Genomic DNA, 15,337 nt, shown 5'->3' with positions numbered 1-15,337 from the left:
GCCCGATGACGCATTCGACGGTCAGCGTTGCCACGACGTTGTGGACGGACGCGGCCGGGCCGTTTCGCCACCACATTTCCCTGATGCACGGTTGGTTGCCGTGGACCATTCAGGCCGTGACGGCCACGGTCCTGGCGCTCGCGATCGGCTGGCGGTCGCGCCGATGGCGGATGTTCTGGCTGCCGTCGGCGGTGATGGTCGGGGTCGTGGTGGCCACCTGCGCGCGCTGGTACATCGACTCGGCCGGCCTGGCCGCCGATCCGGCGCCGCGCGCGCTGTGGATCTGGATCGGGCTGAGCGGCCTGGCGGTTTGCGTGCTGCCGTTCGGCTGGCCGACCAGCCGGTGGTGGCGGCGGGGCGTGTCGATGCTCGCCGTGCCGCTGTGCGTTTTGAGCTCGCTGCTGGCGCTCAATCTCTGGGTCGGCTACTTCCCCACCGTCCAGACCGCGTGGAATCAGCTCTCCGCCGGGCCGCTGCCCGACCAAACCGATCGGGCCACGGTGACCGCAATGCAAATGCAGGGCGCACTTCCGGGCAAAGGCACCGTCGTCGGAGTCACGATCCCCGACGCGGCGTCGCACTTCAAGCACCGCGGCGAGCTGGTGTACCTACCGCCGGCCTGGTATGCCACCGACCCCCCGCCCAAGCTGCCGACCGTGATGATGATCGGCGGAGAGTTCAACACGCCGGCCGATTGGTTGCGCGCGGGAACCGCGATCACGACCATGGACGATTTCGCCGCCGCACACCACGGGAACGCGCCGGTGCTGGTGTTCGTCGACTCCGGCGGCGCGTTCAACAACGACACCGAATGCGTGAACGGGCCCCGCGGCAACGCGGCCGACCATCTGACCAAAGACGTTATGTCGTTCATGGTTTCAAGCTTCGGCCTCAGCGCAAACCGGGCCAATTGGGGTGTGGTCGGCTGGTCGATGGGCGGCACGTGCGCGGTGGATCTTGCGGTGATGCATCCCGACCTGTTCGCATCGTTCGAAGACATCGCCGGCGACTTCGGCCCCAACTCGGGGACCAAGGCACAGACCATCGCTCGGCTGTTCGGCGGTGACGCCGCCGCCTACGCGGCGTTCGACCCGTCGACGGTGATGGCCAAACACGGCCACTACACGGGTGTCTCGGGTTGGTTCGCGATCTCGGTCGGCCCGCAGTCCCATAACGTCGGGCGCAATCCCGGCAATCAGACGCTGGCCGCGAACGCGCTGTGCGCCGCGGGCCGGGCCCACGGCATTGATTGCGCAGTGGAGCCGCTGCCTGGTAAGCACGACTGGCCGTTCGCGGCGCGCGCATTCGCCGCGGCATTGCCGTGGTTGGCCGGCCAGATCGGTACCCCAGGCGTGCCGGCGATTCCGCTGCCGAACCCCGATAACGCATCCCCCACGGCGCCGACCGGTGACGGTCCACGCGCGCAGGCCGCGGGACCGTAATCCGGGAGTACGGTTGCCCCATGCCGGAGGATCCGACTGAGCAGCCCGACCCCGCGCCCGCCGCGCCGCCGGCGTCGCCGGAGGTCGACCCCGGATACAACAAGTCCGGCGTGCCGACGTTCGAATCGGTGCGCGAGAAGATCGAAAGCCGCTACGGTACGTCGCTCGGAGCCGCCGAGCTCGACGCGGAAACACCCGAGGGCCGCGGCGTCGAAGAACAGTACGAGACGCGCCAGCGTGCGGCCGCCGAACGGCTTGCCCAGATTCGCGAGTCGATGCACCGCGAAGACGACGCCTGAGCGGTGCGCACTTTCAGCATCGGCGAGCGGCGAAACCGCTTGGCACGCCGCCATTTCCTGTCCGACGACCGCCCCAGCGCGTCCGTCGCCGAGCGCACCGCGGCGCTGATCGGGTTGCACGCGACCGACCCCGCTACCCCGTATCTGTCGCTGTGGGCGCGTTCAACCGGGTTCAGGACCGCCGACCTCGACCGCGAGCTGTATCAGCGACGGTCGCTCGTCAAACATCTGGCGATGCGGCGGACGTTGTGGGTGGTGCCCGTCGAGTACCTCGCAATGGTCCAGCCGGGCGCCAGCGACCGGGTCGCCGGCAACGAGCGGCGCCGACTCGTCGCCGATGCGCAGAAGGCGGGCCTGGCCGCCGACGGTAACCACTGGCTGGACCGCGCATGCGCGGCGGTGCTGGGATACCTGACCGAGCACGGGCCGACCAGTGCCAGCGAGCTGCGCAACGCGCTGCCGGAATTGGCCGGCACCTACGACTATGCGCCGGGAAAGCGCTGGGGTGGTGAAACACCGCTTGCCCCAAGGGTATTGACGGTGCTGTCGGTGCGCGGTGACATCGTGCGCGGCCCCAACGACGGTGCCTGGACTGCGTCCCGGCCACGATGGGTCACCGTCACCGACTGGCTCGGCGGCAGTCCTGATGTCATGCCGCAAGACAAGGCACGCGCCGAACTCGTCCGCGCATGGCTGCGTGCGTTCGGGCCGGGCACGCTGGCCGACATCAAATGGTGGTTCGGCGCGACGCTGACGGCCGCACGGCAGGCGCTGCGCGACGTCGGCGCCGTCGAGGTCGACGTGCACGGGGCGCCGGGTTACGTGCTGCCCGACGACCTGGAGACCGAACCCGACGCCGAGCCGTGGTGTGCGCTGCTGCCCGGCCTCGACGTCACCACGATGGGCTGGTTCGACCGCGACTGGTATCTCGGCGAACACCGGCGCCAGGTGTTCGACACCAACGGAAATGCCGGGCCCACCGCCTGGTGGAACGGCCGGGTGGTCGGCGGCTGGGGCCAGGACGCCGACGGGCGGGTGCGGCTGCAGCTGCTCGAGGACCCGGGGCGCGACGGGCGCAAGGCGTTATCGCGGCGCGCCGGCGAGCTCACCGACTGGCTCGCCGGCGTGCGGATCAGCCCGCGGTTCCCATCGGTGTTGTCTAAGGCGGGTGCGCGGCCGCGAGCGTGAAGCCAGCATCCCGCGCAGGCGAAATCATGCCGGGCTGAAATTCGGCGTTTTTTCGCAGTGAATGCACGCTCGGCGTGAGGATTGGTCGATGACCGACCTGAAGATCCGCGAGGCGACGGCGGACGACGCCGCCGTTTGCGGGCGCATCATGTTCGACGCGTTCGAGTCGCTGGCGACGCGGCACAGCTTTCCGATCGAGCCCGGCACGCCCGAATTCGCCGACTTTCAGCTGAAGTCGATGCTGACCACCGACGGCATCTACGGCCTGGTGGCCGAGCGAGCAGGCGAAATCCTCGGCGGCGCGCTGCAAGACGAGCGCGGGAAGATCGTCGCTATCGGACCCGTCATGGTCGACCCCGCCGTGCAGGACGCCGGCGTCGGACGCGCTCTCATGGAGGCCCTCCTGCAGCGGTCACGCAACCGCGACGTGCCCGGCGTGCGGCTGGTTCAGACCGCCTACCACTACCGGTCGCTGTCGTTGTACGCGAAGCTCGGCTTCGCCGTGCGTGAGCCGCTGTCGGTCTTTCAAGGGACGCCACGGGCAGCGGAGATACCCGCTGCGGCGGTGCGTCCGGCGACTCCCGACGACGTCGAAGCCTGCGACGAGATCTGCCGGCAGGTGCACGGCCACGACCGTCACGTCGAACTGCGGCACTGGGTGGGAGTGGGCACCGCGCGCGTGGTGGAACGTGCAGACGATATCGCCGGCTATGCAACCGGTTTCGGCTACGCCTGGCATGCCGTCGGTAAGACCGACGACGACATCGTCGCGTTGCTGCAATCGGCCGACGCCTTTGTGGGCCTGGGAATCCTTGTGCCGTCCCGCAATACGCGGCTGATGTCCTGGTGCCTGGACAGCGGACTCAAGCTGATCCAGCAGTCCACGCTGATGACGATCGGGCTGTACAACGAGCCGCGGGGCGCGTGGCTGCCGTCGATCGGCTACTAAGGGTCGACGATCTGTCATCGAATCCACGGCACTCGACGGCGAGCAATGAATAGTTGCTCTTACTAACCAGCGCAAACCCCATTTTCATCGGGGCCTCGTTGAACCGGATGGTCGCGTTACTTCGTGAACTTAGTGGCCCGGGTCAACTCGTTGACAATCGAGGTTTCACGAAGGAGTGACCATGACAGTTCGCTGGGCAAACATCAAGAAACTTGCAGTTATGGCTGCAATGGCGGCTGGGGTGGCTGCCGCCGGTCTGGGTTTCGGCTCGGGTACAGCGCAAGCTTCGCCCGCAGCCACACCGACGCCGCATCACAACATCTTCAATGGCGTCGATCGGGTGACCGATCGCCACGAGGGCGGCTTCATCGACCGGGTGTTCGACCGCTTCGAACAACACAAAGTGACGAAGAAGTAGCCGGAAAGCCAAGGCGGACGGCTAGATACGGGGTTCGTCCGGCATCAGCCGGACGAACCCCACCGCCGCGGCCGGGGTGGCTTGGGACGGTCGCACCAGCGGATCGACTGTGCTAGGCGCTCGCCTTCGGCAAGCCCAGCGCATCGGCCAGGAACCAACCGGTGTAGCTGCCGGGCATCGCGGCCACGTCTTCCGGTGTCCCCTCGGCGATCACGGTGCCACCGGCGGCCCCGCCTTCGGGGCCCATGTCGACGATCCAGTCCGACGTCTTGATCACGTCGAGGTTGTGCTCGATGACAATCACCGTATTGCCTTTGTCCACAAGGCCATTGAGCACATTGAGTAGCTTGCGGATGTCGTCGAAGTGCAGCCCGGTGGTGGGTTCGTCGAGTATGTAGACGGTGCGGCCGGTGGACCGCTTCTGCAGCTCGGATGCCAGCTTCACCCGCTGCGCCTCGCCGCCGGACAGCGTGGGCGCCGGCTGCCCCAACCGGACGTAACCCAGCCCCACGTCGACGAGGGTCTGCAGGTACCGGTGGATCGAGGTGATCGGCCCGAAGAACTCGGCGGCTTCCTCGATGGACATGTCGAGCACCTCGGCGATTGTCTTGCCCTTGTAGTGCACCTCGAGGGTTTCCCGGTTGTACCGGGCACTGTGGCACACCTCGCACGGCACGTACACGTCGGGCAGGAAGTTCATTTCGATCTTGATCGTGCCGTCGCCGGTGCACGCCTCGCAGCGACCGCCCTTGACGTTGAACGAGAACCGGCCGGGCTGATAGCCGCGTACCTTCGCCTCGGTGGTGGCGGCGAACAGCGTGCGGATCTTGTCGAACACCCCGGTGTAGGTCGCCGGGTTCGACCGTGGCGTCCGCCCGATCGGCGACTGGTCGACGCGCACCAGCTTGTCGACGCGGTCCAGACCCGTCACCCGGGTGTGCCGCCCCGGGACCTGGCGCGCCCCGTTGAGCTTGTTGGCCAGCACCGAGGCCAGAATGTCGTTCAGCAGGGTCGACTTGCCCGAACCCGACACGCCGGTCACCGAGGTCAGCACGCCGAGCGGGAACGACACGTCGATGTCACGCAGGTTGTGTTCACGGGCGCCGACGACGGTGAGCCGACGGCGCCGGTCGGTGGGACGGCGGATCGCCGGCACCTCGATGCTCTGCGCGCCGGACAGGTAGGCGCCGGTGATCGAATCCTTGTTGCGCAGCAGGTCGTCGTAGGTTCCGCTGTGCACGATCTCGCCGCCGTGCTCACCGGCCGCCGGGCCGATGTCCACGATCCAGTCGGCGTGCGCGATGGTGTCCAGGTCGTGCTCGACCACGATCAGCGTGTTACCGAGGTCGCGCAGCCGAATCAGCGTCTCGATTAGCCGACGGTTGTCGCGCTGATGCAACCCGATCGACGGCTCGTCCAGCACGTACAACACGCCGACCAGGCCGGAGCCGATCTGGGTGGCCAGCCGAATGCGTTGCGCCTCACCGCCGGACAGCGTCGCTGCCGCCCGCGACAACGACAGGTATTCAAGACCGACGTCGAGCAGAAAGCCCAGACGTGACTGGATTTCCTTGAGCACCTGGCCGGCGATCGCCTGCTCCCGCGACCCCAACGTCAACGCGTTGAGGAAGTCGGCGCAGTCGCTGATCGACAGCTCGGCCACCTCGGCGATCGACTTCGTGCCGCGGTCCCCCGCGGTCAGCGTCACCGCCAGGATCTCGGGCTTGAGCCGCGTGCCCTGGCAGACCGGGCATGGGACGTCGCGCATGAAGCCCTCGTAGCGTTGCTTCATCTGCTCGGAGTCGGTCTGATCCATGCGCCGCTGCAGGAACGCCATCACGCCCTCGAAGTCGGCATAGTACGACCGGGTGCGGCCGTAGCGGTTGCGGTACCGCACGTGCACCTGCTCGTCGCAGCCCTCCAGAATCGCCTTGCGCGCCCTGGCCGGCAGCTTGCGCCACGGCGTGTCGACGTCGAAGCCCACGGACTCGCCCAGCCCGGCGAGCATCCGGGTGAAGTACTCGGCCGTGTGCCCCATCGACCACGGCGCGACCGCGCCCTCGGCCAGCGTCAGGTCGGGGTCGGGCACCACGAGGTCGGGGTCGACCTCCTTGCGAATGCCCAGACCGGTGCACTCCGGGCAGGCGCCGTACGGCGAGTTGAACGAGAACGACCGCGGTTCGAGGTCGTCGACCGCCAGCGGATGGCCGTTCGGGCACGCGAGCTTCTCGGAGAAACGCTGCTCGCGGTGATGGCCGGACTCGTGAACGTCATGATCCGGGAACTCCAGCACCACGATGCCATCGGCGAGCCGCAGCGCGGTTTCCACCGAATCGGTCAGCCGCTGCTTGGCGCTCGACTTCACCGTCAGCCGGTCGACGACCACCTCGATGTCGTGCTTCTCCTGCTTCTTCAGCTTCGGCGGATCGGTGAGCGAGTGCACCACCCCGTCGACGCGGACTCGGCTGTAGCCCTGTGAATTCAGCTTCTCGAACAGGTCGGCGAACTCGCCCTTTCGGGTACGCACCACCGGCGCGAGCACCTGAAAGCGCGCACCCTCTGGCATCGCCAGCACCTGGTCGACGATCTGCTGCGGCGTCTGCCGGGCGATCCGCTCACCGCACACCGGGCAGTGCGGCGTGCCGGCCCTGGCGTAGAGCAGCCTGAGGTAGTCGTAGACCTCGGTGATCGTGCCGACGGTCGACCGGGGATTGCGATTGGTCGACTTCTGATCGATCGACACCGCGGGCGAGAGCCCCTCGATGAAGTCGACGTCCGGCTTGTCCATCTGACCCAGGAACTGCCGCGCGTACGCCGACAGCGACTCCACGTAGCGGCGCTGGCCCTCGGCAAAGATTGTGTCGAAGGCTAGTGACGACTTGCCCGACCCGGAAAGACCGGTGAACACGATCAACGCGTCGCGGGGCAGGTCAAGGTCGATGCTCTTGAGGTTGTGCTCGCGTGCACCCTTGATGATCAGGCGGTCAGCCACGCTCTCCCCTTCAGCGGACGCAGTACGTGCCCATGCTAGGTGTCCCCACCGACAGCGACATCGCCAGCAGTAGCGTTGCAGGCATGACAGTCGTCAGCGACAACTACACCGGCCATGTGGACCCCGGGACGGCGGCGCGCCGCAACCTTCCGGGCGCGACGATCGTCAAGGCGTCGGTGGGCCCCATGGACAACAATGCCTACCTCATCACATGTTCCGAAACTGGCGAAACGCTGCTGATCGACGCGGCCAACGATGCCGAAACGCTGATCGGCCTGGTCGCCGAATATGCGCCGAAGCTGTCGCTGATCGTCACGAGCCACCAGCACTTGGACCACTGGCAGGCGCTGGAGGCGGTCGCCGAGGCGACCGGCGCACCGACCGCGGTGCATCGGCTCGACGCCGACCCGTTGCCGGTGAAACCGGACCGGCTGCTGGCTAACGGGGACACGGTCAACGTCGGCAAGTTGTCTTTCCAGGTGATTCACCTACGCGGGCACACCCCGGGGTCGGTTGCGCTGGCGCTGTCGGGCCCGGCCGCCGGCGACGCGACGCAGCTGTTCACTGGCGACTGCCTGTTTCCAGGCGGCGTCGGCAAGACGTGGAAGGCCGGCGACTTCACCCAACTGCTACAAGACGTGACCACCCGGGTATTCGACGTCTACCCGGACTCGACCGTGGTCTATCCCGGGCACGGTGATGACACCACGCTCGGCGCCGAGCGGCCGCATCTCGGCGAATGGCGTGCGCGCGGCTGGTGAGCACAGGTGAGCACAGGAGAGGAAGAAATGAACGACGAACAGTTCAAGAAGATGAACAGCGGTGCCGGTTTCGTTGCGGCGCTTGACCAAAGCGGCGGCAGCACACCGAAGGCGCTGCGGCTGTACGGCATTGCGGAGGACGCCTACTCCAACGACAAGGAGATGTTCGACCTGGTGCACCAGATGCGCACCCGCATCATCACCAGCCCATGCTTCGACGGGGACCGCATACTCGCGGCGATCTTGTTCGAGAACACGATGGACCGGCAGATCGAGGGCCGCCCCACCTCCGACTACCTGTGGAACGTCAAGCGGATCGTGCCGATCCTCAAGGTCGACAAGGGACTTGCCGACGAAGATCAGGGTGCGCAGATCATGAAGCCCATCCCGAATCTCGACGAGCTGCTGGCCCGTGCCGTCGACAACGGAATCTTCGGCACCAAGATGCGGTCGGTCATCAAGCTGCCCGATGCCGGCCTCGACGCGGTCGTCGAGCAACAGTTCGAGGTCGCCCGCCAGATCCTCGGCGCCGGCCTGGTGCCGATCATCGAGCCCGAGGTCGACATCCACAGCCCGCGCAAGGCCCAAGCCGAGGAGCGCCTGACCGCCGCGCTGTTGGAGCACGTCAACATCCTCGCCGACGACCAGATCGTGATCCTCAAGCTGACGCTGCCGGAGACCGACAACCTGTACAAGGACCTCGTCGAGCACCCCAAGGTTGTGCGCGTGCTCGCGCTGTCCGGGGGCTACAGCCGCGAGGAGGCCTGCGCTCGCCTGGCCCGCAACCACGGCGTCATCGCCAGCTTCTCCCGAGCGCTGACCGAGGGGCTCACCGCGCAGCAGAGCGACGAGGAGTTCAACGCAACGCTGGACCAGGCAATCGCGACCATCGCCAAAGCGTCGGGCACCTGAGTCGACTCTGGCCTGCCGCCGTCGCGTTGATCGTCGGCGCGCTGCCCGCGCTCGCCTTTCCCGCGCCGTCCGTGTGGTGGCTTGGCTGGGTTGGTGTGGTTCCGTTGCTCCTGGTGGTGCGGGCCGCGCCCACCGGGCTGCAGGGCGCGGTGCGGGCGTGGTGCGGAATGGCCGGATATGTGCTGGCCACCCAGTACTGGCTGATCCCCAGCGCCGGTCCGCTCGTGGTGCTGCTCGCCGCGGGACTCGGGGCGTTGTGGCTGCCCTGGGGCTGGGCAGCGCGGCGGCTGCTGGCGGACCCGGTCACCACCGGCCGATTCCTTGCCGCCGTCACCGTGTTGCCCAGCGCCTGGCTGGTGGCCGAGGCCGCGCGGTCCTGGCAAAGTCTGGGCGGGCCTTGGGCGCTGCTCGGCGCGTCGCAGTGGAACAAGCCGGCGATGTTGGCGTCGGCCGCACTCGGCGGGGTGTGGCTGACGAGTTTCCTACTCGCCGCGGCGAACACCGCGATCGCCGCGGTGATCCTGCGGCGCCGCATCCGCGGCCAACTCAGCGCACTGGCCGTCGCGTTTGCGTGCGCCGCGGTCGGTCCGGTGTATTTCACGCTCGGACCGGCACCGGCATCCGGCTCGACGGTACGGGTGGCGCTGGTGCAGCCGGGCGACATCGATGACTCGGCGCCCCGACTGGCCGCCGGCGAGGCGATCACCGCGACGCTCGCCAATCAGCGACCCGACCTGGTGGTGTGGGGTGAGAGCAGCGTCGGGGTCGACCTCGGCAGCCATCCGGAGGTGACGGCGCGGTTGACGGAATTGTCCCGGCGGGTGGGCGCGGATCTTCTCGTCAATGTCGACGCCCGGGCCCCGGCGGGCCCCATCTCCAAGTCGTCGGTCCTCATCGGGGCCGCCGGAACCGAAGGTACATACCGGAAGGTGCGACTGGTGCCGTTCGGCGAGTACGTGCCGTTGCGCCCGCTGCTGGGCTGGGCCACCCGCCACACCAAGGCGGCCGGCGAGGACCGCCGCCGCGGCAGCGGGCAGGTGGTGCTGCATGTCGGACCACCGCCGCGAAGCGACCGGGGAATCGGCACCGGCTCGCTCGCAATCGGGCCATTGATCAGCTTCGAAACGACATTCTCCGACCTGGCCCGCCGCGAGGTGGGCCTCGGGGCGCAGCTGCTGGCGTACCAGAGTTCGACCTCGACGTACCAGGGCAGCTGGGCCCAACCGCAATTGGCCGGCCAGGTCGCGGTGCACGCCGCGGAGGTCGGACACCCCGCCGTGCATGCCGGCTTGTCCGGCGTCAGCGCGGCGTTCGACGCGCGCGGTCGCCAACTCGCTTGGTATCCGTCCACCAATCACGGCGCGATCCTGGTGACGGTGCCGCTCGGCTCACAGACGACCGTGTACCAACGGTTCGGCGACTGGATGCTGCCGGTCGCGTTGTCGGTCTTGGCCGGCGCCGGCGTCGTGACGATGCTGCGGGCGCGCGGCGGCGTGGCTCGTGGTGCCTAGCCGGTGGTGTGCACGATCAGCACGTCGGACTTGGCCCGCCGGGAAACGTTGGCCGGAACCGATCCGAGCAGCCGGCCGGCAATGGTGCTGAGTCCGACGTTGCCGACGACCAGCAGGTCGGCGCTGACCTCCTCGGCAAGATCGACCAGCGCATCGACCGGCGGGCCGACGATCGGGCGCTCCTCGATGTCCTTGGCACCGGCCGCCTTGGCACGGTCGTGGGCCTCGCGCAGGATCGCGTAGATGGGCGCGTTGCCCGTCGCCTTGTAGCTCTCATTCTTCAGGACGTCTTGGGCGCGGTGGTCATCGCCGGCGGGGAAATACGCGGTCGCGACGATCAGCTTCGCGCCATCCGCGGCAGCGATCGCGCCTGCCCGGTCGACCGCACGCAGCGACGAATCCGAGCCGTCGGTCCCGACCACCACGGTCCGATAGCCGCCCATTTACCCTCCCAGTGCTCGGTGGCCCACTTTGTTAGGGCCAACCCCAGACACTAACGCTTCGCCGGACGACGTTGGGTCGGATTGGCGACGCGATGGCGCCCGCCGATGCGATCGTGCACCGGCCGACCGGCACGAACGCCGGCCACGTGAGCTTGGTGACAGCTTCATTGCGTTGTCATTGCGTTCTCTGAGGCGTTCTTCGAGGCGTTCTTTGAGGCGTTCTTTGAGCAATTCCGGTTCCGCCCGGCTATCGTCATCGCCAGCGTGACGCCGTTCACATCGCCTCTCTTCGGAGGTCACAGACATGCGCGCCGGTATGGGCAATCGGTTGCGACGACAGGCATTTCAGTCGCGACGCGGGAAGGCCGCGCGCAACGAGCGGTCCATGAATGCGGCATGGGCGGCCGATGCCGACAAACGACGCCGCAAACGCCTTGCGGAACGCCGCCATACCCGGGATCGCGCGTGCTCACCGAATCGGCGGCGATACAACGAGGTTCACGCCGACGTTCACGTTTGCGCCTGCGCGAGGGTTATTTCGGCGACTAGCAGGGTATTCAGCCCGCAGGAACCGAACCCCGCCAACCGAGCAGACGCGTGAACGCTGTTATCGCGGTCGCCCCGCACGCGGCCGAACAGAAGCCGAGCCGGGATAAAACGCGGCTACTGGACCCGCTGGCGATCGCGGCGTTTGCGGCCGCGGTCAGCCTCGCCGGGGCGGGAAGGCCGTCGCTGTGGTTCGACGAGGCCGCCACGATCTCGGCTTCGGCCAATCGGTCGCTGGGCGACATGATGCGCATGCTCGGCCACATCGATGCGGTACACGGCCTCTACTACCTGATCATGCGGGGCTGGTTCGCGCTGTTCCCGGCCACCGAGTTCTGGTCCCGAGCGTCGAGTGTGCTGGCCGTCGCCGGGGCGGCCGCCGGCGTGGTCGTGTTGGCCAAGCAGTTCTCGACCCGAGCGGTGGCGCTGTGCGCCGGCACTGCGTTCGCGATCATGCCGCGCACCACATGGGCGGGCATCGAGACGCGCTCCTATGCCTGGTCGGCGCTGGCGGCGGTGTGGCTGACGGTCCTGCTCGTCGCCGCCGCGCGCCGAAACGGGCCAACCCTCTGGATTCGCTACGGCCTGCTGATGGCGTTGTCGGTGCTGCTCAACGTCTACCTGGTGCTGTTGGTGTTGGTGCACGCCGCGGTGGTGCCGCGCCTGGCCCCCACCCGGTCGGCTGTGAAGCGTTGCGCCGCAACATCTTTCGCCGTGATCGCCGCCGTGACACCGTTCCTGGTGTTCGTGCACGGCCAGATCTTTCAAATCGGCTGGATCTCGCCGCTGAGCTGGAAGACGATCCGCGACGTTTGGGTCGGCCAATATTTCGACTACGGCGTGCTTTTCGCGATCGCGGCCGGCATGCTCATCGCGGCGGCCGGGTTGACTCAGGCGCGGCGTAGAGCCGATTTGGACGACGGGACTCGTCGGCTCCTCGCCGTCGCGCTGGCCTGGATCGTCATCCCGACCGGCGTCATCCTCGTCTACTCGGCGCTGTTCAACCCGATATACCACCCTAGGTATCTGTACTTCACGGTGCCGGCGATGGCGCTGGTGCTGGGGGTGTGCGTCGTCACGGTCGCCGGGAGCCCGGCCCTGATGACCGTTGTCTTGCTCGTCCTCTCCGCGGTGGCGGTGCCCACCGTTCTGTACCAACGGAGTCCGTACGCCAAATCAGGCATGGACTACAGCCAAGTCGCGGACCTGATCACCACCCACGCCGCCGCGGGCGACTGCCTTGTGATGGACAACACCGTAAGGTGGAAGCCGGGCCCGATTCGGCCGATGATCTCGGCGCGGCCGTCGGCGTATGCGAAGCTGATCGACCCTGGCCGCGGCGCGTCGGCGGCCTCGCAGGGCACGCTGTGGGACGGCCATATCGCGATCTGGGCCGTCGCCGACCGGATCAGCGACTGCACGGTGCTGTGGACGGTCTCCGAGTTCGACAAGACGCGCCCCGCCCACGAGACCGGAGCCAACCTGTCACCGGGCCCGAGCTTCGGCGATGCGCCCGCGTACCAGGTCCCCCACCGGCTCGGGTTTCGCCTGGTCGAGCGCTGGCAATTCAACTTCGCACAGGTCCTGAGGTCCACGCGATGACCAGGAGGCGATGACGATGGCAGCCCCGGGTGCTGTCGACTTCATACCCGACACCGACAAGCTGGCCGACCTGGCGGCCGCCGCGCAGGGCTGTCGAGGCTGCGACCTGTATCGAGACGCCGGCCAGGCCGTCTTCGGCGTCGGATCGTCGGACGCCAGCATGATGCTGGTCGGTGAGCAGCCCGGCGACCAGGAGGACCGCCAGGGGTTGCCGTTCGTCGGGCCCGCGGGCCGGTTGCTCGACAAGGCGCTCGTCGAAGCGGGCGTCGACCGCGGACAGGTGTATGTCACCAACGCGGTCAAACACTTCAAGTTCAGCCGCGCCGCCGGCAGCAAGCGCCGCATCCACAAGACACCCAGCCGGACCGAGGTCGTCGCGTGCCGCCCGTGGTTGGTGGCCGAATTGAATGCGGTCCAACCCGACGTGGTCGTGCTGATGGGCGCCACGGCCGCACAGTCGTTGCTGGGCAGCGGCTTTCGCCTCACCCAGCATCGCGGCGAGGAGCTGCGTCTGCCCGATGATTCGGCGATCGATCTGGACGTGCAGCCCAAGCTGGTGGCGACCGTGCATCCGTCGTCGGTGCTGCGCGGGCCGCCGGAGGATCGCGAGAAGGCATTCGACGCGCTGGTCCGTGACCTTCGATTCGCCGCGGGGTTGATGCCGCAGTGACGGTTCCGCGGTGCTTGCCGCGGGGTTGATGCCGCGGTGACGGTTCCGCGGTGAGACGATGATGTCTCGGGTATGAACGCTGACATCGCCTTCACCGGCGCCGCAGAACAGGCCCGGATGCTAGCCCGCGGCCAGATCACCGCGCCCGAGTTGGTCGAGCTTTACCTCGACCGGATCAACCGGCTGGATCAGGAGCTGAGGGCCTACCGGGTGGTGCTCGCCGACGCCGCCCGCGCCCAGGCCGCCGTTGCACAGCAACGGCTGGACGCCGGCGAACGGCTGCCGCTGCTCGGCGTGCCGCTGGCGATCAAGGATGACGTCGACGTCGCCGGCGAGGTCACCACGATGGGCTGCGGCAGTTACGGTCCGGCGAAAACGGAAGACGCCGAGGTGGTGCGCCGACTTCGGGCCGCGGGCGCGGTGATCCTCGGCAAGACGGCGGTGCCGGAGCTGTGCCTTTGGCCGTTCACCGAGTCCGTCACGTTCGGCGCAACCCGTAACCCATGGGACCCGGCGCGCACGCCGGGCGGCAGCAGCGGCGGCACCGCGGCCGCCGTCGCCGCCGGACTCGCGCCGCTCGGGCTTGGCTCCGACGGCGGCGGGTCGATCCGCATCCCGGCGACCTGGTGTGGCCTTTTCGGCGTCAAGCCGCAGCGTGACCGGGTGCCATTGGCGCCGCACGACAATGTCTGGTACGGGCTGAGCGTGAATGGCCCGCTGGCCCGCACGGTCGAGGACGCCGCGCTGTTCCTCGACCTCACCACCGCGACGCCCGCGCCCGACGGCGGCTTCATCACCGCGGCCGCTCGCCCACCGAACCGGTTGCGGATCGCGTTGAGCGCCAAGGTGCCCCCGCCGCTGGTCGCCAGGGTGGGCACGGCACAACAGACGGCTCTGGACGAGGCGGAGAAGCTCTTGCGCGACCTGGGTCATGACGTCGTGCGCCGCGATCCGCACTATCCGGCGGCGGCCACGTTGGCCGGCTTCATTCCCCGCTACCTGCGCGGAACCCGCGACGAGATGGCCGGTGTGCCGCGGCCCGAGGTACTGGAATCCCGCACCCGGGGCATGGCCCGCCTCGGCGGGCTGTTCTCGGATCGGCGGATGGACGCCGTGCTGGCCGCGGAATCGGCGATCACGGAGCGAGTGTTGCGGATCTTCGACGACGTGGACGTGGTGATCACGCCCGGGACGGCCACCGGCCCGTCGAGGATCGGTGCCTATCAACGGCGCGGGGCGATCGCGACGCTGTATCTGATCGGGGCGCGCGTGCCGTTCCAGGAGGTTTTCAACGTCACGGGGCAGCCCGCTGCGGTGCTGCCGTGGGGACTGGACGATCAGGGTGTGCCGCTGTCGGTGCAGCTGGTGGGCAGGCCGTTCGACGAGGCGACGCTGCTGGCGTTGAGCGCCCAGATCGAGGCGGCTCGCCCGTGGGCGCAGCGCCGCCCGCCGGTGAGCTCATGAAGAGCTCTGGCGATGCTCTGCGGCGCGGACGCTCGGTGCGGCACGGATGGTGCCCGCGGCACGGACGGTCTCTGCGGCACGGACGCTGATCGAATCCCATTAGGATTCGCCGAAGCCCAACGTCGAAGCTCGAGGAGGCG

13 protein-coding genes are annotated in these 15,337 nt (G+C 68.1%); 11 read left to right on the top strand and 2 right to left on the bottom strand.

All coding sequences use genetic code 11. The annotated features are described in order from the left end of the window. Positions 1-83 precede the first annotated feature (83 nt). From VE759_RS07550 to VE759_RS07530, 5 genes are all read left to right on the top strand, one after another. Positions 84-1,442 carry an alpha/beta hydrolase gene (locus VE759_RS07550; RefSeq protein WP_324929798.1) on the top strand — a complete coding sequence of 453 codons (1,359 nt, stop codon included), beginning with the start codon at positions 84-86 and terminating at the stop codon, positions 1,440-1,442. A 20-nt stretch (positions 1,443-1,462) separates the two neighbouring features. Then, positions 1,463-1,741: a hypothetical protein gene (locus VE759_RS07545; RefSeq protein WP_324929752.1), complete on the top strand. Its 279-nt coding sequence runs from the start codon at positions 1,463-1,465 to the stop codon at positions 1,739-1,741. A 3-nt stretch (positions 1,742-1,744) separates the two neighbouring features. After that, on the top strand, positions 1,745-2,929 hold the full coding sequence (locus VE759_RS07540) for a winged helix DNA-binding domain-containing protein (protein WP_324929750.1): 1,185 nt from the start codon (positions 1,745-1,747) through the stop codon (positions 2,927-2,929). Between the two features lie 88 nt (positions 2,930-3,017). Beyond that, positions 3,018-3,878: a GNAT family N-acetyltransferase gene (locus VE759_RS07535; protein WP_324929748.1), complete on the top strand. Its 861-nt coding sequence runs from the start codon at positions 3,018-3,020 to the stop codon at positions 3,876-3,878. A gap of 181 nt (positions 3,879-4,059) precedes the next feature. Then, complete coding sequence (locus VE759_RS07530) at positions 4,060-4,296, top strand: hypothetical protein (protein ID WP_324929746.1); 237 nt, start codon at positions 4,060-4,062, stop codon at positions 4,294-4,296. A gap of 112 nt (positions 4,297-4,408) precedes the next feature. Here VE759_RS07530 and uvrA read toward each other — a convergent pair whose 3' ends face one another. Beyond that, positions 4,409-7,288 (bottom strand): excinuclease ABC subunit UvrA, encoded by a 2,880-nt coding sequence (uvrA, locus tag VE759_RS07525; protein WP_324929744.1) that lies wholly within the window; start codon positions 7,286-7,288, stop codon positions 4,409-4,411. An 83-nt stretch (positions 7,289-7,371) separates the two neighbouring features. Here uvrA and VE759_RS07520 point away from each other — a divergent pair, with 83 nt between their 5' ends. From VE759_RS07520 to lnt, 3 genes are read left to right on the top strand one after another with little or no spacing between them, the layout of a single operon-like run. Continuing rightward, positions 7,372-8,049 (top strand): MBL fold metallo-hydrolase, encoded by a 678-nt coding sequence (locus VE759_RS07520; protein ID WP_324929742.1) that lies wholly within the window; start codon positions 7,372-7,374, stop codon positions 8,047-8,049. Positions 8,050-8,076: 27 nt separating this feature from the next. Further along, entirely contained in the window at positions 8,077-8,961 is an 885-nt protein-coding gene (locus VE759_RS07515; protein ID WP_324929795.1) for a fructose bisphosphate aldolase, read from the top strand. Next, the gene (gene lnt / locus VE759_RS07510; RefSeq protein ID WP_324929792.1) at positions 8,958-10,472 is read left to right on the top strand and encodes an apolipoprotein N-acyltransferase; all 1,515 of its coding nucleotides are present in this window, start codon (positions 8,958-8,960) and stop codon (positions 10,470-10,472) included. Before VE759_RS07515 ends, lnt begins: the two co-directional genes overlap by 4 nt. On the opposite strand, the gene VE759_RS07505 is transcribed toward lnt, so the two are convergent. Beyond that, positions 10,469-10,915, bottom strand: coding sequence for a universal stress protein (locus VE759_RS07505; protein ID WP_324929740.1), 447 nt, complete (start codon positions 10,913-10,915; stop codon positions 10,469-10,471). The genes lnt and VE759_RS07505 overlap by 4 nt on opposite strands. Positions 10,916-11,512: 597 nt before the next feature. On the opposite strand from VE759_RS07505, the gene VE759_RS07500 reads away from it, so the two are divergent. The 3 genes from VE759_RS07500 to VE759_RS07490 all read left to right on the top strand — a co-directional run bounded on the left by VE759_RS07500 (position 11,513) and on the right by VE759_RS07490 (position 15,197). Beyond that, positions 11,513-13,063 carry a hypothetical protein gene (locus VE759_RS07500; protein WP_324929738.1) on the top strand — a complete coding sequence of 517 codons (1,551 nt, stop codon included), beginning with the start codon at positions 11,513-11,515 and terminating at the stop codon, positions 13,061-13,063. 10 nt (positions 13,064-13,073) lie between these two features. Then, complete coding sequence (locus VE759_RS07495) at positions 13,074-13,733, top strand: UdgX family uracil-DNA binding protein (protein ID WP_324929736.1); 660 nt, start codon at positions 13,074-13,076, stop codon at positions 13,731-13,733. Positions 13,734-13,805: 72 nt separating this feature from the next. Beyond that, positions 13,806-15,197: an amidase gene (locus VE759_RS07490; protein ID WP_324929734.1), complete on the top strand. Its 1,392-nt coding sequence runs from the start codon at positions 13,806-13,808 to the stop codon at positions 15,195-15,197. Positions 15,198-15,337: the final 140 nt, after the last annotated feature.

The sequence above is a fragment of the Mycobacterium sp. genome (genome assembly GCF_035640695.1).
Classification (GTDB): domain Bacteria; phylum Actinomycetota; class Actinomycetes; order Mycobacteriales; family Mycobacteriaceae; genus Mycobacterium.
The sequence above is the reverse complement of the archived record's forward strand: the minus strand, read 5'-3'. Positions and strand labels throughout refer to the sequence as shown.